We start from the raw sequence: 20,880 nt of genomic DNA on the forward strand, positions 1-20,880 counted from the left end.
TGTTTCAATAAACACATCTGATTCACAACAAAAGCTACCTCAAATGAAGAAATTTGATGACTTCTTCGAGATGGCTCCGTGAACGAGCTTTTCTTATTATTTTATTATACCATTTTTCATGAATCTGTAAAAGAAAACGTTGGCATTTTCGAATCAGGCTGAGAATTTCTTACTTTTTCCGCTAATTCATCCAACTTTCGCAGCCGATGATTCACCCCAGACTTGCTAACACTGCCCTTGAGCATCTCACCGACCTCTTTCAAATTCATGTCCGAGTGCTGCAAGCGAATCTCTGCTACTTCCCGAAGCTTATCCGGCAAGTTCTCCAGCCCGACTGTCTTCTGCAGCAGCCGTATGTTATCAATCTGCCTAACAGCCGCCCCGATCGTTTTGTTCAGATTAGCCGTCTCACAATTCACAATCCGGTTGACGGAGTTGCGCATATCCTTCATGATTCGGACATCCTCGAACCTTAGCAGAGCCTGGTGCGCCCCAATCAAGCTGAGGAATTGTATAATCTTCTCCCCTTCCTTCATGTAGAGGACGAAGCCTTTCTTGCGTTCGATGCATCGGGCATTCAGATCGTACCGGTTCGCAAGTTGACAGAGCGCCTGGCAGTGTTCCTCGTACATCGAGGCGATCTCCAGATGGTAGGATGAGCCTTCCGGATTGTTGACCGAGCCCCCGGCCATGAAGGCGCCGCGCAGGTAGGCTTTGCGGCAACAGCTGCCGCGAACGATACGCTTGTCAATCCCCGTCGTGAACTGAAACCCTTCGGACACGATGTGCAAGTCCGACAAGATCTCCTGCACTTGCCCTGGCAGACGTACGATGTAGACGTTATTCTTCTTCAGGCGCATCTTCTTCCGCACGAACAGCTCCGTATGAATATCGAACATTTTCTTAATCAAGGAGTAAATCCGTCGGGCTATAGCCGCATTTTCCGTCGAGATGTCCAGGACGATGCGCTGATTCGTCAGCTGCACGGAGCCGTTCATACGGATCAAGGCCGCTAATTCGGCCCGCTCGCAGCATGATTCAGCTTCGATCAAGGTCAACTCTTTCTTCGTCTGGGCTGCAAAGGACAACGGAACTCACCTCTTTCTAACCATCCAACTTTCCACCAATTGATAGATATGATGGCTTAACCTCTCCGCATCATGCCGTAGGTATGTGCGGAACAACACCAGCCGATCGGCGATAACCTTGTACCCCCGCTTGGTCACTTCCTCCAAGTCCAGATGGACGGCCTTCGCCCCTTTTTCTGCATACCTGTCCTGCACTTGAGGCGGGATCTCTCCATTATTGACTATGACATAATCGAATAAATGATGACCGACATGTTCATAAATGGCCTGCAAATGATCACTGACTGAATAATCATCGGTTTCCCCCGGTTGGGTCATCACATTGCAGACGAATATCTTCACGGCTTGCGAGCTCGTCAGCGCCTCGGCCAAGTCATGTACAAGCAGATTCGGCAGGATGCTTGTGAACAAGCTGCCTGGACCGATAAGAATGGCGTCTGCTTCGCGAATCGCTTCCACGGCCTCGCCCAGTGCGGACACGTCGGGCGGCTCGATAAAGACACGCTTGATCTTGCCGCCGGCCTTCGGAATGTTAGACTCGCCCTCCACAATTGTGCCGTCCAGCATCTCAGCCTTCAGCACGATCTGCTGGTCACTGGCCGGCAACACTCGGCCACGCACAGCGAAGACACGGCTCATCTCCTTCACCCCAGTGACGAAGTCCCCGGTAATATCCTTCATCGCGGCCAGGATGAGGTTGCCAAGGCTATGCCCGGCCAAGGCCGAGCCGGCACTGAAGCGATGCTCCAGCATCTTGGCGAGCAGCGGTTCTACATCAGCGAGGGAGATGAGCACATTGCGAATATCACCCGGAGGCGGCATCTGTAGCTCCGAACGCAGAATGCCGGAGCTTCCTCCATCGTCGGCTACGGTGACGATGGCTGTAATGTCGAGCGGCTTCTCCTTCAAGCCGCGCAGCATGACCGAGAGACCGGTCCCACCGCCGATCACAACGATTCGTGGCTTGTCGCTAGAGCTAACCTGCTCCTCCGTCATCGACTCACCTCCGGCTTACGATCTCGATCGGCATCTCGATGACTGACACGTACCGTTTCCGTCTCGCTCGTTCCCAGCCGTTTCCCTAAGTATTCCGCAATTGCGACCGAACGATGCTTCCCTCCGGTACAGCCGATTCCTACGACAACCTGACTCTTGCCTTCCTTGTCGTACTGGGGGATGAGGAATTGCAACATATCGATAAGCTTAATTAGAAACTGCTGCGTCTCTGACCATTTCATTACATAGTCATAGACATCCTGATCCATGCCCGTATTCGGGCGGAGTTGATCAATATAGTGAGGGTTGGGTAGAAACCGGACATCGAAGATCAGATCCGCGTCAATGGGAATGCCATATTTGAATCCGAACGAGATGACGTTAACCGAGATGCCGGAACGACCCATATTCGTGAACCGATCGATAATCCGTTCCTTCAACTCAGCCGGCTTCAAGTTGCTCGTGTCGATAACCTGAGTAGCCATCCCTTTCAGTTCCTCCAACAGTTTCCGCTCCAGACGAATACCGTCGAGCGGCAAGCCTTCTGGAGCAAGCGGATGTCGGCGCCGGCTCTCCTTATATCGCTGAACGAGCAGCGCATCTGTCGCATCCAGGAAGAGGATTTCGTAGGTAATGGTGTAGTCCTCTCGAATGGTACGAAGCGATTCTGAGAGTGACGTGAAGAACTCTCGACCACGCAAATCGATGACAAGCGCCACCTTGCCGATGCGCCCCTTCGACTGGTCTATTAACTCCGCGAATTTGGGAATCAACACTGGCGGCAAATTGTCCACACAGAAGAAACCCAAGTCTTCCAGACTTTGCACAGCAATCGTCTTCCCCGCACCCGACATGCCGGTTATGATAACCAGCTTGGGCGCGGATGAACTTCCGTCCTCCAGATGAACCATACCTCTTCCCCCTCCCCAAAGCTAATTTTCCAACCGATCATACAGATGAGGTTATTCTAGATTCAATCCGGCCGCTCCGACAATCCCCGCATCGTTGCCCAATAGAGCCGGTACAATATCGACACCTTCTGTGAATACAGGCGGTACGTTTAACTTGTAAACCTTACGAATTTCGTCGAACAATATATCACCCGCGCGTGCTACACCACCGCCGATAATGAACCGCTGCGGGTTCAATACGACCGCTACCGCTGCCATCGCTTTGGCCAAATAATGGGCCGCTCGCTTCACGATGCGGATCGAGACTTCGTCTCCGTCCTTCGCGGCATCGAATACAGACTTCGCCGAGATCGTCTCCAGCTCCGATAGCGAGGTCGATTCTCCGCGGCTGACTGCATCCTTGGCCATCCGAATGATGCCGGTTGCCGAAGAGACTGTTTCAACGCAGCCCATCTGGCCGCAGCCGCATTGAATCGCTTCCAGATCGGGAACGACTTTAATATGTCCCAGCTCGGCTGCCATGCCGCGGAACCCTTCCACAATCTTGCCGGTAATAATAATGCCGCCGCCAACGCCGGTTCCGAGCGTGAAGCAGACGAGATGTTGCAAGCCCTTACCTGCTCCGCCCCATGCTTCACCCAGTGCTGCAACGTTGGCATCGTTATTGATTTGTACAGGCAGTCCGAGCCGTTCAGCCAACTCCCGCTTCACAGCCACGTTCTCCCATTTCAAGTTCGGAGCCGCCAGCACGACACCCTCTGCCAGATCAATAAACCCGGCAATACCAGCGCCTACGCCTCCGACCTGATCCCATGTATATGACGAGTCGGATACAATCTGCTTCACATATTGTGCGATTCGATCGAGCACGGCTTGCGGGCCTTCCTCTGCCTCAGTCGGTCCCTCGAAGGTGTGGAGCAAGCTGCCTTCAGCACTACATATCCCCACTTTAATATTCGTACCACCCAAGTCCACGCCGATATAAATCTTTTCCGACATTCCTTTGTCACCCCATATAAAATGTTATGCTTCTGATCCAACTATAAGCCAACCCTATCGGAAGGTCAAGCTGGACAAGGGCTCCCGAGAAGCAGTGGAATCCCCATCAGCCAACAGCCGAAGGGGATTCCCGCTTCCGTTACATTCCGGATCCAGCGTGTGCGATCCCGAATATAACGTCTTATTTATGAACGGATTGGCTCCAGTCGTGAACCGCCTGTCCCTCCAGAAACTTCTCACAATCCAGTGCAGCCATACAGCCACTTCCTGCTGCTGTTATCGCTTGGCGATAACGGTGATCCTGCACGTCTCCACAAGCGAACACGCCTGGAATATTCGTCTCCGATGTGCCTGGCTTGACGATCAGGTAGCCCGCTTCATCGGTTTCCAGCTGTCCGCCTAGGAATCCGGTATTCGGCGTATGTCCAATCGCCACGAAGATGCCGTCAGTCTCAAGCAGTTCTTCTTCGCCTGTCTCGTTATTGCGGACCTTCAAGGCAGTCACGCCCTTCTCACCGGCCACCACCTCAAGCGGCGTCCGATTCAGGCTCCACTTGACCTTCTCGTTGTCGCGCGCCCGATCCTGCATAATCTTCGAAGCTCGCAGCTCAGGACGACGATGGACGAGGCGTACCTCTGAACCGAACCGAGTCAAGAAGTTCGCTTCTTCCATTGCAGAGTCTCCTCCGCCTACTACGATAATCCGCTTCCCGCGGAAGAAAAATCCGTCGCATGTTGCACAAGTACTGACGCCTCGGCCCATATTGGCCTTCTCGCCCTCGATGCCCAGCAGCTTCGCTGAAGCGCCGGTCGAGATAATAAGCGTCTCTGCCTGCAGCTCGTGTCCGCCTTCAAGCTTGAGCGTGAACGGGCGCTTGGACAGGTCGACTTCATTGATCCAGCCTGTACGGAACTCCGCTCCGAAGCGCTCGGCTTGCTTGCGCATATTGTCCATCAACTCAGGCCCCATAATGCCTTCCGGAAACCCTGGGAAGTTCTCGACCTCTGTAGTGGTCGTCAACTGTCCGCCTGGCTCAGGACCTTCAATCACAAGAGGCTTCAGATTCGCACGGGCCAGATAGATGGCGGCCGTCAATCCCGCAGGACCGGTTCCAACTACAATACTAGGGTAGATGCTCATCGGTATATGCTCCTTTGTACGTTTGTATAGAGTTACCCTTGCTCCGATCTAGTGAGCTTGGGGAATATTTCATCCATCTTGGCCTTGAGTCCGCATGCGTCGTCAATCGTCTTCACATGCTTGCTGACGGTCGTAGTAGAGATCCCGTAACGGGCCGCAACTTCATGGTACGAGATTTGTCGACGATGCATCTTGGCGGTCAAGTATTCCAAGGCCGCCGCCCAGCCATCGATCTTGGTGATCTTCGGTACGCTAGGATACATGCGAGTGAGGAACTCCACCCACAAAGTCTCCAGATCGTGCTGTTGGATCATATCATAACGCTTCTCCATCATACGGAGTGCACACTGCATGACTTCTTGCCATTGTTCTTTCCAGATCGGCAGATTCGGAGACCAGGGAGCAGACTCGGTCGTAACTTGCTTCCCTTCCAGCAGAACCTGGATCGGTTCCTTCGCCCGCATACTGCGCAGAACGAACATGGCTACTTTCTTCAAGTACTCGTCTTCCTTCGGATCAAGCAGGAACTCTCTCAGCGCGTCTTCCACTTCACTGTCTGCAATGATCCCGAACGCTTGAATGACCTGCAGCTTCGTATCGGCATCCCCGTGACGGAGCGCCCAGAAGAACGAGGAACGCACAAGCGGGTCCCGTCTCATATGATCGGGAATACCATCTTCTGCAGATTCCAACACCTTGAACTGCTCTTCGAAGGGAAGGTGGTAGTGGTAGCTGATCGGCCTCTTCTCGCCGGCTCTCACTTGCTGAAGCTGATTCAGATAGAAAGGGGCCACCTCTGTACCCGGATCGAGCTTCTCCACAATACGCCACAGCTTCTCCGCTTCCTTATAACGACCGATATGATAAGCCGCAACAGCCGTATAGTGGTACAAACACGGATCGAGTCCCGATTCGACACTCTTCAACAACCGGCGGAACAAGCGAAACGCTGTCTCATGCTCGGACAAAATCCCCATCGTCGTGGCCAGCTTGAATACATGGTCATGATGAAGCGGATACGTCTTCCGAAGCTGACTCAGTAACGGGAGTAATTTGTCCTTCTCCTCGTTATGCTGATAAAAGATCGCGACATTGCACAAGGCGTGCAAATTACCGGGGTCTACCTCAAGCACTTCCCGTATTGTATCCATCGACTTGTCGAATAAGCCCATGTAATAATAAGCCAACGCCAAGTTGTTGCGAGCTGCCAGGAAATCAGGCGTATCGCTCACCAACTTCTCCAGAATACGGACTGCTTCGGAGAACTTCCCTTCCTCCAGCAGTGCCCGAGCCCGATCGTGCTCGAACATGCCTTCCCGGCTCTTAATCGACTTCAGCCGAGTAGGACGGTTCAGCTCATAACTGAGCAGTTCCATCATCTCCTCGGCTTCTTCCAAGTAATGACCGTGCGGGTCATGTTCCAAATAATAAATGAGCGCTTCTTCTGCTTTCTCGTAGTCATCCATATTGGCATAGTTGTTAGCCAAGTAGAAATAACACTCGGTCATAGCAGGATCAATCTGTTCTACAATATGATTTAATATCCGATTCGACTCTTCGAAGTTACCTGTTTCGGAGAGAACACCGGCTAAGTTGCAATGATTGACAGGGTTGTCGGGCTCGTAATCGACAGCCTTGCGAAAGTACTTCAACGCTTTGTCATAGTGGTGTCGATCCAAGGACTGGACAGCTCTTTCGAAAAAGAAAGTGGCATCCATCTGAATCGAGATGACGTTTCGCGGCTTCGCATCGGCCACAGGCTTTTTCTTCGCCATGGTTGTTGACACCTCCAGTGACATACTTCCCTCAAGTATATCACAGTTCATTCCGATAACCTACAGGGAATAGCGCTCAGAAACGCGCTCAAGCCCTTATTAGACGCCACCATATTTGAACAGCGTGCTAATCGAACCGCCTTGCATAATAATGCGAATGGCGTCGGAGAACAAGTGAGCGAGCGACAATACTTTGAACTTATCGCTTACATTGTCCGGCAATGCGATAGAGTCCGTAATGATGATTTCCCGGATGTTCGGGTGGTCCAGTCGTTTCAAGGCAGGGTCTGTGAATACCGGATGTGTAGCACATACGTATGCATCGGCCGCGCCGCGTTCCTTGAGCCCCTCTACGACTTTAATGATCGAACCGCCTGTATCAATCATATCTTCTATAATAATCGGCGTGCGTCCTTCAACGTCACCGATCACGTGCGTGATAACCGCTTCGTTATGAGCGTGGCGCTTCTTGATCATGATGGCGAACGGTGCATTCAAGTTGCTGGCCAAGTTCTCTGCTGTAGCGGCCCGTCCAACGTCTGGCGATACGACGACCGGATTCGGAATGTTCTTGCACCGGATGTAGTCGCTGATCATGTCGGTTGCGGTCAGATGGTTCACCGGGATGTTGAAGAAGCCTTGAATAGCCGGCGCATGAAGGTCAACCGTCATAATCGAGTGAGCACCTGCCGTGGTGAGCAGATCCGCAACCAGCTTGGCCGAGATTGGCTCACGTGGCGAAGCCTTACGCTCTTGTCGCGAATAACCATAATACGGCATAACAATGTTAACCGTCCTGGCAGAAGCCCGTTTGGCGGCATCGATCATAATGAGCAATTCCATCATGTGATCGTTGACAGGGGCAGAGAATGTCTGCACCAAGAACACGTCGCAATTTCGGATCGTCTCCTCGTAGTGGCAATAAATCTCTCCACACTTGAAACGAGAAAGCTTGATCTTGCCAAGTGGCACACCTAATTCTGTGCAAATGGCCCCCGCCAGCTTCGGATTGGACGATCCGCTGAAAATTTTACAATTGTCCGTGTACATGGTTACCCCCTAAATGTTGTGCGAAGTTCGATCCACTCCGCCGGTTAGTGCACTACATTTACAAAAATAAAAAAAATCACATTATCTCAGTTGTCTGATATTCAGGCCAAGTCAGATACGCCGCATACGGCTGTGATGGAGATTTCGCATCGTCGCAGTTTTATTATACCTGTTCGACAATCAAATTCAAAAGAAAACGACATGTTTGTCGAATTTTTGTAACAATCGCCGAATGTATACGTACATTTTGGCGGAAGATGTTGGAGTTTTTACCTGTCACACGTAGATTTCATACGGGCTAGACACCTAAGAAAAGCCCGGCTTATGGCCAGGTCCTTGGTGGTTGTGTTCAGTTTGGCGCGTGGGGAGGGAGTGAACAGGAGGTTCCACCCGCTGTTGAAATCGATTCCTTTGATTGAAATGTTGTGGTGGTTAGGAATCGATTTCAAAGGCGGACGCTTCGCTTCTCCACTCTCCTGCTCACTCCCTTTTTGTTCTGCTTTCCTTCAAGGAGTTTCCTTTGTCCGTACGCTCCGCGTCCGGTTTTTCCGAGTGTAATCTTCTGATACCGGTCCCAAGATGATCCCACGTAATCACAGGACATCCAATATGTTGTAATCAGAATCAATAATTTGAAATTAACATACAGGCTGTTTGTCGATTTTATCGACTAACTCGAGCTTAACTTCCCTCATCCCCGAGAGTTAGTCGATTCTATCGACGAGTTAACCCATCCAACCTACCGTTTCTGACTCCTTCCCAGCCAAGATAACTGAACTCCCTGTTCCCAGGCCATATCAGTTGAAAAAGGATAAACCCCAAAAACTTATAAATTCTTATATGTTAAGAAAAAAACAAACCAGCAGCCGGGTCCTTGGTCGTTGAGTTCAGTTGTGTGCGCGGGGAGGGCATGGGATGAGATTCCGACCGTTGTTGAAATTTAGTTCCGACGGACGCTCCGCTTCTCCACCCCCTCCCACTCCCTCTTTCGTTCTTCTTTCGTATTAGGAGTTACGTCTTCGTACACTCAAGGCGTTACGTCTTCCATGTGGCCTCTTCGAATTCCGAGATGCTGCAATAGTGCAGTTTTTTTATCGACAAGATCTCGATATCGCCCGAACTACAGCTAAAAAGCTGCACTTTCGCAACAATATTGCACTTTCGGATGCAAACAGGTCAAAAATCTTGTACTTTTGCAGGATTCGCTAGAATGATCTCCACAACAATCGCTTTCTGCCTAGTACCAACTTCCCAATCGCGACTGAACCCCATTGCCCTCTTTTTTCCTTTTAAGCCGCTCGCTCTTATTAGTCCTTACTTACGGACACAGAATCCGTTATTCGTCCGTAAAACTTATACTTTCTGGCGTCAAAATAAACCTTTCGCATCCAGCTCCGAAAGGTTTAGAGGGGGTATACGGCCCCTATCTCGCACTCAGCATCCCCTTACGGGATCAATTGCTCGGTCTGGCCGCTGGCTGACGAGGCATAGACCGCCTCAATCGTCTTCTGCAGAACGTAAGCTTGCCGCAGTGTGGTGCGCGGCTCCCGCCCTTCCAGAATGGCTCCGGCGAAGTCCGCCAACACTCGGCACTGCAGCTCGGCGAACGTCTCATCCCCGGACCATACCGTCTCCGGCTCAACTCCGTTAACGTCACTATATCGATACAGAATGACCTCATTGCGAAGACCAGGCACAATCCGGAATTGAATGCTTCCTGCATCCCCGATAATCTGCCAGGCCGCTTCCGAAGGTCCAACCACGTACTCTCCTTGCTCGATTAGAATAACAGGCGCTCCCTCCCCGTCACATGTAATCATGGCAGTCGAGTGCGTCTCGCCGACAGAACCGGGCACGACATGGTCGCTGAACGAATCCTGCAGCGTCCATACGCGGCCATATACGGTGCGGGGTACATGCTTCCATCCGGTAACGCCCAACATGTAATCGAGCACGTATGTGCCCAGGTTGGTGAGATTTCCTCCGCCGTTCAAGGCCGGGTTCAGCCTCCATGCCGGAGGCAGATTGTCCGGGTCCGGCTTCGCCTTGGCCGGCACTAGCCACCGGCACGATATCGTTCGCAGTGTGCCGATCGCGCGCTCATCGAGCAGACGCCGCACCGTCTCGGCGGAATCGGAGAAGCGCAAGCGCGAGGAGCAACAGGCCGCCACGAGTTCACCGGAAGCTTGGAGCAATTGCTCCGCTTCCTTCGCGGTGAGCGCTACCGGTTTCTCCAGCAGCACATGCTTGCCGGCGGCGAAGGCGTGCAGCGCCAGCTTCGTTCGAAATGCTGCCGGTACGGCCAGTAACACCGCATCCACGTCGGCAGCATCAATTAGCGATTCAGCAGAGTCGTACCACGCCGGCACGCCAAACTCCGAAGCTGCAGCCTGAGCGGCCTGCCCGTTCACATCTGCCACCGCTGAAATCTGAATAAGATTTTGACCTTCAGCCGCTTTCAAATAAACACGGCCCATTACTCCGCAGCCTACAATTCCGATTCTTATCTTTCTAGTCATAGTATGTGTCACTCTCTCTCCCTCTCTCTTCAAAACACCGCCTAGGAACCGGTTCGTTCCTTCCTGTAAGTTCCTGGTGTGGCACCCGTAATTTTTTTGAACACTTGAATGAACGTTTTGCTATGCACGAATCCGACCTTCTCGGCGATGACATGGACAGGGAGATCGTCGCCCGCCATGAGCTGAAGCGCTTGCTCGACGCGTACCCCATTCACGTAATCGACGAACTTCACCCCGTACTCCTCCTTGAACAACCGGCTGATCGAACTCGGATGAAGCCGGAACGCTTCACCTAGCATCGACTGCGACAAGTTTGGGTCGAAGTAATGGTCGTCAATATACCGTTTGACTTCCTGTATGACTCCATGATTATTTTTGGAATCCCGCCACAGGCGGATTTGCTCCGAGACAGCTCCAAGCGTCCCCTTCAGGGCTCCACTTATCTCTGCAAGGCTCTCGCCTTCCCTTAAGCTGTTCATCAATCGTCCATTGGCGGTCTGCCACATCCCATCCAGTTCGGCAGGCAAGTCGCTCATCTTATGCTGAATATGGAACAACAGGACGTACAGCAAGTTCCGAACCTGTTCACCGCCGAACAATCGAGTCGTAAGCGCCGCAGACAGTTGGGTCAGTTCATGCTCCCACTCCGTCTCCCCCATCCTCAAGGAACGGCTGATTTCCTCGATTCGCTCCAGCTCCTGAATCAGATCAGGCTCCCCGCCATCCGGCAGGGCGCTAAGCGGAATAAAGCGATTGCTGCCCAGCGACATCTTGTAAGAAATCGCTCTGCGAGCCGTCTGGAATGAGACGGAGACCGCTTCGATCCGGTCGACGGATACCCCGGCAGCTATCGTCACGGTAAAAGGCAGGTGCTGTTCGGTCCACACGCGGAATCGCTCCAACGTGGCAAGCAAGCCGATCTCTGCATCGACGGTCTCCCGCTGCATGACGATGGCGCCTAATTGCTGCTCCGACAACCAGTCGCACGTGAAAGAGTAACCATCCACTTCGAGCGTCTGCACCAGACCACCATGCAATTTAGACAACATCCAATGCCGTTCTTCCTCTGTATATGGCACGCTAATTGCGGCTATGAACCGATCAATATCGACAATGATGGCCGTCGGTCGGCCTATGTCGAGCTGCAGTCCGAACAATTCCTCCTCCCTCTTGGCATGGAAGGACGCTGCATCGAATCGGCCTTCGGCCAGTCTACGGAACTGATGCTCGCGCTTGAACCTCAGGTTCTCTTCATTTTCTTGCTTCAACCGGTTCGAGTGGTTCCATAAATTGTCCAATGCTCGGCCAATCGTCTGGAACTCGTCTCTACGATTTTCTGTTATAGGGTCCATCGGTTTCTTTAACGTAATGTCGCCTACCTGCCTGAGCAAGTTCTGCACCGGACGATAGTGCCGGCGAGTGGCGAGCACGAACCAGAGCAATCCGAAGAAGATGCATACGCTTCCCAGGGAAACCGACACGTACAGCACAGGCTCTGCCCAACTCAGCATGCCCGGCTGCAAGACACCGCTTTCTACCACCCAGTGTGTATACCACATCTCGACGGAAGCCAGCTTCCTTCGTTCCTTCCCATCCTCGTCTGAGCTGATGGTAGATGCGACTATGGCCCCGGTAGCGTCTGTAATCCGCAAATACCCGATGGACGTATCGACCGATTGGCTTAACAGATTTTGCAACGAAGCCACGTCCACTTGGACGACTAGCAGCCCTCTAGTGCGCAGGCTGGAGAGTCGCGCAAGAGATATGATCTCGTGGTTATATGTTGATGTAGCGGATACGATCGTCCGGCGGTCCCCCCAGAGATAGCGGGAGTCGGACGTCATTTTGGCATCGATAAACGCTTTATCCGCGTAACGTTCCAGACTCGCAATGCTAGTAGGCTCAAGAACGGTGCCTTCCTCTGGATTCACCAAATAAAGGGAATGAATGAGCGGAAAGCGCTCTTGCAAGCTCACCAAGGCCCGAGCAGCCTGGTAAGAGGATACATGCATGTCATCCACCGTATCCCCATAATATCCCTGGATATACGGGTCGGAGTTCACAAGAAGGAACATCCCGTCTTCAATACCACGGAGTGATTGTTCCAGCATTTGGGCAGCGTTCTTGGCAACGGTTTCATTCGATTGTATAGAGGATCGTTCGGATAGCTGTCGAACAGTAAGGAACAGGATCAGCAGCAACGTAAGGCCAACCGCCAAAAATACGGGCATATACGAAAATAACATCCGGTAAAACCAATTCCGTTTCACGCTACCCCTCCTTCCTTATTGACTCTATTATTCCCCGCGAGGCCAGTCCCGTCAAGGAATTAATAGCGCTTTCAAAATTGGGGAATGCTGCAAAAACGGTCTATATTCAAGTCGGTTATTCATCCGTTACGCTAACTAAGCAAGAGATGCCGACAACCCGATCGGGTGCTCTCAGTCAGGTTATGGCGTCCATCACTACACTATGCACAGGGGGATGAATATCGAATGATCCAAGTGAAAAGTCCGAAGTGGAAAATGATTACCGCACTAGCGCTTGCTGTCACTGTACTTAGTGCCTGCGGTTCTAATGACGGGGCCAAGAAAGCTGAGCCGACGCCTTCAGGAAAGACTGAAGGAACAACACCATCCGCAAAACCACAGAGAGAGAAATTGAATTTGCGGATCATGATTGACGGCAATCCGAACGCACAGCTTCCAGGCGAGCAAGATGATTTCGTCAAGAAAGTGATTGAGGAGAAGTTCAATGTCAAACTGACCGTCGATTATATGCCAGCTGGTCAAGATTACATTAACAAGCTCAATGCTCAACTCACAGCCAATGATCCACCCGACATGTGGCGCGATGCAACTGGAGACGGCGGACAGAAATACGCCTTGGACGGCATCCTTGGTGAAATTGGTAAATACTTTACTCCCCAAGCTATGCCGAACTACTTCAAATATTGGGTAGATGAGAAGACATTCAACAATTATCAAATTCAGGGCAAAGTATTGCGAGCACCGCTTCCCTATAGCAAAGAATTGTACCGGGCTTGGTACGTCCGCAAAGACTGGCTCGATAAATTGAACTTACAGGTTCCTAAGACGTATGAAGAATACTACAATGTGCTGAAAGCGTTCACGAACAACGACCCGGATGGTAACGGCAAAAAAGACACTTATGGCTTCACAACTGCTGCAGGCGGGGACGGAATTGGGCTCGATTGGCCGGAATATTGGAAAGCTGGGTTGATCTTCGCGTCATTCCTGGAAAACGGCAAATTCATCGATATGCAAACCGATTCGCGTATTGAGCAAGTGTTAACTGATATTTCCAAAGTTATCTCCGATGGCGTTGTTGATCCAGACTGGTTCTTGAACAAAGCCCCTCAGCACACAGACAAGGCTGCTCAAGGCAAAGTCGGGATTGTTCTGGGCGCAAGCAAAGACTTCGCCTATGATTCGAATCCGCAAAGCTTGCAAGCCAAGACGAAGGCGTTGTTCCCGAACGCCAACTGGGTACCGTTCACGCCATTCGGCAAACAGCCGATCCAATCTGGTATCGCTCCAGGGTCCCCGATTCTGTTCCACAAGACCGTTGTGGAAAAATCGCCAGAGAAGGTTACCCGCATTGCGGAAATTCTCGACTGGTTGTCCAGCGAGGAAGGCTATCTTCTTACCCACTATGGGCAAGAAAACAAACACTACACCAAAAACGGCAAGACGATTACTTTGAAACCGGAGGCAATTGTCGCCGATATTACAAAGAAGGGTGACTGGTTGTCGATCTGGGATTTCTTCACACCAGCTACACCGGCTGTATACGGGCTGACCATCATCGATCCGAACATGACCGATCATGACCGTGAAGTCGAGAAGGCACTCGCAGCTATCCCGTCTGCCCCCTACTTGGGCACAAGCTTGATCGCACCAACCGGATTCGACTTGGCTACATTCCGCAAACGTCAACGCGAGCTGCAAGCGAAAGCGATATTCGAGGATAAGTCTGGTAAGAACTGGCCGGCCTATCGCGATGAGTTGATGAACAAGTACGATGGGAAGAAGTTATTCGATGCGTACGATACACAAGTGAAAGCGGCGGGGTTAGGGAAGTAACTGAGACTTCATTCATGAAGCGGAAACATCCGTTCCAAGTGAAAAAGAACCCTTTATGCTCAAACATCTTGTTTGAACCTCCCTTTGGTTATATAAGGGATTCAGCGGTGGGAGGTTCAAGCCAAAACTCGCCAGGGTTCTCTTTTTCACTTTCCACTCCATGATCCGCAATAAATCGCAAAGTCTCTAAATCTGATATGCAAATAATACCAAACCTGAACGGTGAATTTCGCCGGCCAGGTTTTTTGTTTTTCCATTAGATCGTTTTCAAAGTGAAACGGACACAGGATCCGCTATTCACTGCCATAACGCCGGATTTCACCCGCTTACGGACATACGATCCGTTAATGACAGTGAATCCGCTGGAATCGGCTTCATTTAGAGCGAATAACGGCGCCTGTGTCCGTAAGCCTCCATATAAGCATCTCAGAACGGAAATAACGGATCTACGGTCCGAACGTACCACTAAGAAGGAAAGCAGTACAGAAGAGGAAGTAGGTAGGGGGTGGAGAAGCGAAGCGTCCGCCTTTGAAATCATGGCCCACCATAACAAAACTATAATCCAAGGGCCATGATTTCAACCGCGGTCGGAATCTCCTGCCTACTTCCTCCCACGCGCGAAACGGAACTCAACGACCAAGCGACCAGAGGTGCAAAAACTCTGCACGGAAAGATTAACGTGGAGTCAAGATGGCGAACTTCTCCTTCGTAATTCGTCCTTGCAGCGACTCGCCTCGCAGCAACCGGATCCAATCATCGATGACGATCTCACCCAAGCGGCTTCGCCAATAACCAGACAATGCCCCGATGTGAGGGGAACACAATACATTCGGCAGACGGAGCAGCGGGTGATCTGCCGGTAAGGGTTCGTGATCGAACACGTCCAGCGCAGCATGAATTCTCCCGGATTGCAGCTCCTCCAACAGAGCTTCCTCTTGTAGGATAGGCCCTCTTGCTGTATTAACAACCAACGCTCCATTTTGTATCAGATTCAGTTGCTCTCGACCGATCATTCCCTTCGTTTGTTCGGTCAACGTGTTATGCAACGACACAATAGAGCTGCGCTGCAGCAATTCTTCCAGACTGCACCTCTCGATCCCCCATTCCACAGCATCCGCATCCGGACAATTCCTGGAAAACAGTAGAATCTTCACATCAAGTGGCTTTAACAGGCGAATCAATTCACGAGAAATTTCTCCGTACCCGATCAACCCGATCGTCTGACCAAAGATACCCAAGCGGGTTTCCTTAGTCGTGGTCTTCCATTCCCCTTGCTCCATTCGATGCGCGTAACCTCGCAGCTGCCATGTTCCGGCCATCATCAGGGCCATCGCCAGTTCAGCCGTCGAACGGGCTAGCGCATAATTGGCATTGCAGACGATGATTTCATGTTCATGCTCGAATATAGCGGGATCTACAAAGGGAACGACCGTACCGGCAGCATGGCCTACAAACCGGAGTCGCGATGCTTGAGCCAACACTTCGGTTGTTAATTGGGGAGAACCCCAAGACGTGATGACTGCATCGTATGGGGAGATGCGCATGGCCAACTCGTCTGACGTTAACGGCTGTCCTTCAGGCACCCAATCCACTTCCGATACCGCTTCCAGCTTACGGATGGCCTGAGGACTGAATAATGTCTGTTTCAAATCCGGATTGGACACCGTAATTAGAGTACGCAATGAACTAACCTCCTAGGATGTTGTAAACCGGAACATCTCTTCGAATAAGACGAAGTGGCTATCGAGAATTTCATCTGCCGTCAATTTCACACCCGGTGCATCAAGCCCCATGTTCGATTCGAACGTCATGCTCATGCCGCCGCACGTATGATGAAGCGCCGAGGTGAGATTGAATGACGGATTCGGAGGTTTCTCCCCGTCCACTACGACTTGGTTCACTAAGCTAAACGGAAGGCCCTGCTTCTTATAAGCCGCTTCCATACTCTGATTAAATGCCTGCTGCCTCATCTTGATGACGAGAGGGGTATAATAGATCGCCGGGAAGTGGATTTCCGTATCGGCCCCACCATGCAGCAGCATCGAGAAATCGACTGCCTCCCGCTCCGACAATCCGAGTAAAGCACTCGTTTCCCTTGCCATCGGAGCGAAGAAATTGTCATGCATCATATTGATGCCATCATCGTTGAAATACGATCCCAAGAAATCCGATTCCTCCTTGATCGGGTGAACGGCCTTGCAGTCTGGCCATCTGCACAGTGTGCCGTCCTTCCATGAGCCTTGCATGTAATAGACGAACTTCTCGTAAGGCACGTCGATCAGTGTATCGACTGGCAGCCTAGCCCGACCGTCCGGGTTCATGCAAGGGATGAGCAGCAGCCTGAAGTGGTGCGCATTCTCGTACAAATAGTCGTTTCTCTTCCCTCGATAATCGACTCCCGTCTCCAGCAAGTGGATGAGATTCATTACGCCGACGATTCCTTCGAGCTCGCCCCCGTGAATGCCTCCTACAATCAGAAGCACGGGTTTGGCCGACCTTCCTTTCCGCGCGTAATGCTCGGGATTGTCCGCTCCACAAGCCGAACTGTAGTTAGCTCTCCGCCCGAAGCCCTCCTTCTCCCCATACTCCACGGCATAGATGTCTCTCCCACCCGCCGAAGTAGCCAATGTCGTTACGTTCCCCTTGGAAATCGTCGACATCAGCTCCTCTATCTCTTGTAACCTGCTTTTCCAAAACGAAACCGCCATTCTGCCCACGCTCCCTTCTCTAACCACTCATCCTTTCACGGATCCGATCATGACCCCACTCACAAAATACTTTTGAATAAACGGATATACCATAAGGATCGGCAAGGTCCCCACAAGAATGACTGTATATTTGAGCGACTCAGCCACAACCAGGCTATCCCCTACGGAACCCACAACCGAATCCTTGACCTGACCGACCATCACCATATTCCGAATGATCAGTTGAAGCGGATACAAGCTTTCCTTTCGCAAGTAAAGCATAGCGCCGAAGAAACTGTTCCATATGGCTACTGCGTAAAACAACGAAATCGTCATAATCACGGGCTTGGATAGCGGGACGATAATCCTCGTCAAGATACCGAGATCCGACAACCCGTCGATCTTTCCAGACTCCTCAAGCTCTTTCGGAATGCCCTGGAAAAACGTACGCATCACGATCAGATTCCAAGTGGAAACAAGGCCAGGCAACAGCATCGCCCAAATCGTGTTCAACAGACCATAGCTGCGGACAACCAGATATGTGGGGATCATCCCACCTGAGAACAGCATAGTAAAGACGATGAATAGCATGATCGGTTTGCCGAGAACCAGATTTCTTCTGGACAAAGAATAAGCGCCCATCATAGTAACCACTAGCGATAGGGAGGTCCCCAGTGTGACATAAAGGATCGTATTTCTGTATCCTACAAGAATGCGATCGTCCTTGAAGACGGACACATAGGCATCGAGATTAATCCCTTTGGGCCAGAGACCGATTTCGCTGCGGACCACATATTCGGAAGAACTTAACGAAACAGCTGCCATATGAAGAAAAGGGAACAATGCCGCACAAGCAACGCCTGCGAGCAGCAACAGGTTCAAGATGTCGAATAAACTAAAGCGCTTGGTTATGCCCCTTACCATAAGCTCGTGTCTCCTAACTTGCGGCTGATCTGATTCGTCATATACACCAACACAAAACCGATGACGCCCATGAACAAATCGATCGCAGATGCATAGCTCCAGCTTCCCTGAAGAATGCCTAGCCGATACACATAAGTAGCGATAATGTCCGAAGTGTCGTAGGTTGCAGCGTTGGAGAGCAGAAACACCTTCTCAAAGCCAATCTCAAGCACCTTGCCCACCTGCAAAATGAACAAAATGACGATCGCTGGCGCTATGCCGGGTAAAGTGATATGCACCGTCATCTTCCATCTGCCCGCACCGTCCATCCTCGACGCTTCATAGAGCTGGGGGTCAATGGTTGACAGCGCAGCCAAATAAATGATGGAGCCCCAACCGACCTCCTGCCATACATCTGAGCTGACATAGATCGTGCGGAACCAGCCTGCTTCCTGCAAGAAGTTGATCGGTTGAAGCCCGAGAGCCTGAAGGGCTTCATTCACCCACCCCGTACTCGGGGACAATATCATCACGATCATCCCTGAAACGACGACAGTGGATAGAAAATGCGGCATATAGCTAACGGTCTGCACAAATCGTTTGTACACCGCTCCCCGTACTTCATTCAGCAAGAGCGCTAGAATGATAGGGGCAGGGAATCCAAACAACAACTTATAGACGCTGAGTACTACTGTATTCTTGATGATACTGAACGCATCTCGATTGGCGAAGAACAACCTGTAATATTTCAACCCTACCCAGTCGCTCTCCCAAAACCCTTTGAACAAATTATAGTTCTTAAACGATATCGCGATCCCAAACATCGGTACATATTTGAACAACACATAGTAGAGAATGACAGGAACGAGCAGCATGAGGTACGTCCGGTCCCGCTTCAGCTCCCTAATGAAGGTCATCTTCAAGGCTGGTTCTCCTTCCGTAAGGAATCAACCGGCCTGTACAAGCGTGTACACGATGTACAGGGCCCGATGTTTCCCCTCCATGCTAGTTATTTGGCCTTTTGCCGTTCCAACGCCTTCTGGTAAATATCCAGGATCTTGGTTGCACCCTGCTTATTCAGTTCGCTTACAAAGGAATCCCATTGTGTCATTGGGGTCTCCCCGATGATGAATTTAATGACCGAGGTCTCATAATATTTGACCAAGGGATCACTGGTCAATGTGACCGTTTCCATCTCACTTGCCGTAAGGTACGGCAGTGCTTCCGATGTAGGGAAGCTAATCTTGGGCGCTTCGACATAAGCCGTACGTTCATTCTCGGCGATCAGGGACAAGATCGAATCGTAGTTCAACCACCCGTAAGCCCCGGCCGTCATAATCCCTAGATCCTTGCGAATATCGTTGGGCTGCTTATACTCCGGCTTGAACTTGCGCTTGCCGTTCTCCACCGTGTAGGTCTGCCCTTCCTTCCCCCAGCTGAGAATATCCCGGCCTTCCTTCGAGTACAGGAAATCCACATAACGCAAGGCGGCATCGAGATTTTTGGTTTTGGCGGAAATAGCATTACCCACGACTTCGAATGCCCTCGGCAAGTAGGCCTTGCTGCCACTTCCGACAGGTGGCGCCATGTACTGCAGACGCCCCTTGTCCTTCAGCTCGTTGTTCATAATCTCAATCTGCCCGATATATTGCACGGTAATGAACGATTTGTTAGTCGTGATGGCTTGCGTCCATGCTTTATAGTCCATAGAAAGCCAATCCGGCTGGAAGAGAGCTTCTTTATACAACTTGTTCAAATAGGTGATCATTTCTTTGAATGCGGGCTCTTGAGGTCCGTATTTGATCTTCTTGGCGTTCAGATCCTCGTAGAACTGCGGGTAGATACCGAACGAAGGCGCGAATGTATTCAACGTACCCAAGCCGTGTCGGAATACAAGAGGATAACTGTCCGGATACAGCTGCTTCAGTTTCTTCGCGGTTTCATACAGTTCATCCCACGTTTTCGGTTGAGTCAGATTGTGCTTCGTGAAGACGTCCTCACGATTGAACCAGACCAATTGATTGCTTGCCCCTGCACCGTCATTCGGGATGTAGAGCAGCTCTCCTCCCGTCAGCGACTTAATTCGATTGAGCACTTCTGGTTTCTCAGCCAAAAACGCTTTCAAATTGGGCATCTTATCGAGGTGCTTGCCCATATCGATAAAGGCACCCTGCGCTCCATATTTGGAGACATCGAACGGATAGAGGGAGTACACATCAGGCATGTCCCCCGATGCGATCGTAAGCGCCATCGACTCCGGACCGGTTGCGGGCTCCGGCTTAATCGTGATGTTCGTCTTCTCCTTAACCCAGCTCCAGACGGGCCAATCTTGCTTGACCGGCCATCCAGCTTGATTCTCCGTAAACAACCGAATGGTTGCTGGATCGGCTTGCTTGACCGAGGCGGGTGGTGTCGGTGAAGCCGACTTGACTTCCGTTGTAGATTGGGTACTACAGCCCGCGATCAGCCCTGCGACCATCACGCTGACCAGTGTCACGGCCATTCCTTTGTTTGTTTTCATTTGGACTAAACCCTCCCATTTCACGTTTCGCTCATTTTCTCCACAGCAACGCCTCCATGTTCATGAACTCGCTTTCATAAGCATCGTTTGCTGCGGTACCTGTATCATAATGAACGTTACATCCGGTCGCCTATGAACACATTCCAGCATCCTGTTATGATTTTACGGTGATCCGGGAAAAAGA

15 protein-coding genes are annotated in these 20,880 nt (G+C 51.3%); 1 reads left to right on the forward strand and 14 read right to left on the reverse strand.

Features of this window, described 5'->3' with window-relative positions; genetic code table 11:
- Nucleotides 1-116: 116 nt before the first annotated feature.
- The 9 genes from whiA to AC1DWB_RS16335 all read right to left on the reverse strand — a co-directional run bounded on the left by whiA (nt 117) and on the right by AC1DWB_RS16335 (nt 12,749).
- Nucleotides 117-1,088 carry a DNA-binding protein WhiA gene (gene whiA, locus AC1DWB_RS16295; RefSeq protein WP_477542137.1) on the reverse strand — a complete coding sequence of 324 codons (972 nt, stop codon included), beginning with the start codon at nt 1,086-1,088 and terminating at the stop codon, nt 117-119.
- A gap of 6 nt (nt 1,089-1,094) precedes the next feature.
- Complete coding sequence (locus AC1DWB_RS16300; protein WP_477542138.1) at nt 1,095-2,084, reverse strand: gluconeogenesis factor YvcK family protein; 990 nt, start codon at nt 2,082-2,084, stop codon at nt 1,095-1,097.
- Nucleotides 2,081-2,995 carry an RNase adapter RapZ gene (gene rapZ, locus AC1DWB_RS16305; protein ID WP_477542139.1) on the reverse strand — a complete coding sequence of 305 codons (915 nt, stop codon included), beginning with the start codon at nt 2,993-2,995 and terminating at the stop codon, nt 2,081-2,083. Before rapZ ends, AC1DWB_RS16300 begins: the two co-directional genes overlap by 4 nt.
- Nucleotides 2,996-3,046: 51 nt before the next feature.
- On the reverse strand, nt 3,047-3,994 hold the full coding sequence (locus AC1DWB_RS16310) for an ROK family glucokinase (protein WP_477542140.1): 948 nt from the start codon (nt 3,992-3,994) through the stop codon (nt 3,047-3,049).
- Nucleotides 3,995-4,175: 181 nt separating this feature from the next.
- Nucleotides 4,176-5,129 carry a thioredoxin-disulfide reductase gene (gene trxB, locus AC1DWB_RS16315; protein ID WP_477542163.1) on the reverse strand — a complete coding sequence of 318 codons (954 nt, stop codon included), beginning with the start codon at nt 5,127-5,129 and terminating at the stop codon, nt 4,176-4,178.
- Between the two features lie 38 nt (nt 5,130-5,167).
- Complete coding sequence (locus tag AC1DWB_RS16320; RefSeq protein ID WP_477542141.1) at nt 5,168-6,910, reverse strand: tetratricopeptide repeat protein; 1,743 nt, start codon at nt 6,908-6,910, stop codon at nt 5,168-5,170.
- 99 nt (nt 6,911-7,009) lie between these two features.
- On the reverse strand, nt 7,010-7,960 hold the full coding sequence (locus AC1DWB_RS16325; RefSeq protein ID WP_477542142.1) for a ribose-phosphate diphosphokinase: 951 nt from the start codon (nt 7,958-7,960) through the stop codon (nt 7,010-7,012).
- A gap of 1,445 nt (nt 7,961-9,405) precedes the next feature.
- Nucleotides 9,406-10,479: a Gfo/Idh/MocA family protein gene (locus AC1DWB_RS16330; protein WP_477542143.1), complete on the reverse strand. Its 1,074-nt coding sequence runs from the start codon at nt 10,477-10,479 to the stop codon at nt 9,406-9,408.
- Nucleotides 10,480-10,520: 41 nt separating this feature from the next.
- Nucleotides 10,521-12,749 (reverse strand): helix-turn-helix domain-containing protein, encoded by a 2,229-nt coding sequence (locus tag AC1DWB_RS16335; RefSeq protein ID WP_477542144.1) that lies wholly within the window; start codon nt 12,747-12,749, stop codon nt 10,521-10,523.
- A gap of 225 nt (nt 12,750-12,974) precedes the next feature.
- Between AC1DWB_RS16335 and AC1DWB_RS16340 the strand changes: the two genes are divergently transcribed.
- Nucleotides 12,975-14,585, forward strand: coding sequence for a type 2 periplasmic-binding domain-containing protein (locus tag AC1DWB_RS16340; RefSeq protein ID WP_477542145.1), 1,611 nt, complete (start codon nt 12,975-12,977; stop codon nt 14,583-14,585).
- 674 nt (nt 14,586-15,259) lie between these two features.
- On the opposite strand, the gene AC1DWB_RS16345 is transcribed toward AC1DWB_RS16340, so the two are convergent.
- The 5 genes from AC1DWB_RS16345 to AC1DWB_RS16365 all read right to left on the reverse strand — a co-directional run bounded on the left by AC1DWB_RS16345 (nt 15,260) and on the right by AC1DWB_RS16365 (nt 20,696).
- Nucleotides 15,260-16,267, reverse strand: coding sequence for a hydroxyacid dehydrogenase (locus tag AC1DWB_RS16345; protein WP_477542146.1), 1,008 nt, complete (start codon nt 16,265-16,267; stop codon nt 15,260-15,262).
- A 12-nt stretch (nt 16,268-16,279) separates the two neighbouring features.
- Entirely contained in the window at nt 16,280-17,293 is a 1,014-nt protein-coding gene (locus tag AC1DWB_RS16350; RefSeq protein ID WP_477542147.1) for a M14 family zinc carboxypeptidase, read from the reverse strand.
- Nucleotides 17,294-17,320: 27 nt separating this feature from the next.
- Nucleotides 17,321-18,184, reverse strand: a complete 864-nt coding sequence (locus tag AC1DWB_RS16355; RefSeq protein ID WP_477542164.1) for a carbohydrate ABC transporter permease — start codon at nt 18,182-18,184, stop codon at nt 17,321-17,323.
- Nucleotides 18,185-18,189: 5 nt separating this feature from the next.
- Nucleotides 18,190-19,092 (reverse strand): ABC transporter permease, encoded by a 903-nt coding sequence (locus tag AC1DWB_RS16360; protein WP_477542165.1) that lies wholly within the window; start codon nt 19,090-19,092, stop codon nt 18,190-18,192.
- Between the two features lie 92 nt (nt 19,093-19,184).
- Nucleotides 19,185-20,696, reverse strand: a complete 1,512-nt coding sequence (locus tag AC1DWB_RS16365; RefSeq protein WP_477542148.1) for an extracellular solute-binding protein — start codon at nt 20,694-20,696, stop codon at nt 19,185-19,187.
- Nucleotides 20,697-20,880: the final 184 nt, after the last annotated feature.

The organism is Paenibacillus sp. P4_E11, assembly GCF_056401635.1.

Coding starts and splice junctions, on each gene's coding strand:
- AC1DWB_RS16365 (WP_477542148.1), bottom strand. CDS start 20,696: ATGAAAACAAACAAAGGAATGGCCGTGACACTGGTCAGCGTGATGGTC.
- AC1DWB_RS16330 (WP_477542143.1), bottom strand. CDS start 10,479: ATGACTAGAAAGATAAGAATCGGAATTGTAGGCTGCGGAGTAATGGGC.
- AC1DWB_RS16325 (WP_477542142.1), bottom strand. CDS start 7,960: ATGTACACGGACAATTGTAAAATTTTCAGCGGATCGTCCAATCCGAAG.
- AC1DWB_RS16310 (WP_477542140.1), bottom strand. CDS start 3,994: ATGTCGGAAAAGATTTATATCGGCGTGGACTTGGGTGGTACGAATATT.
- AC1DWB_RS16340 (WP_477542145.1), top strand. CDS start 12,975: ATGATCCAAGTGAAAAGTCCGAAGTGGAAAATGATTACCGCACTAGCG.
- AC1DWB_RS16360 (WP_477542165.1), bottom strand. CDS start 19,092: ATGACCTTCATTAGGGAGCTGAAGCGGGACCGGACGTACCTCATGCTG.
- AC1DWB_RS16300 (WP_477542138.1), bottom strand. CDS start 2,084: ATGACGGAGGAGCAGGTTAGCTCTAGCGACAAGCCACGAATCGTTGTG.
- AC1DWB_RS16350 (WP_477542147.1), bottom strand. CDS start 17,293: ATGGCGGTTTCGTTTTGGAAAAGCAGGTTACAAGAGATAGAGGAGCTG.
- AC1DWB_RS16320 (WP_477542141.1), bottom strand. CDS start 6,910: ATGGCGAAGAAAAAGCCTGTGGCCGATGCGAAGCCGCGAAACGTCATC.
- rapZ (WP_477542139.1), bottom strand. CDS start 2,995: ATGGTTCATCTGGAGGACGGAAGTTCATCCGCGCCCAAGCTGGTTATC.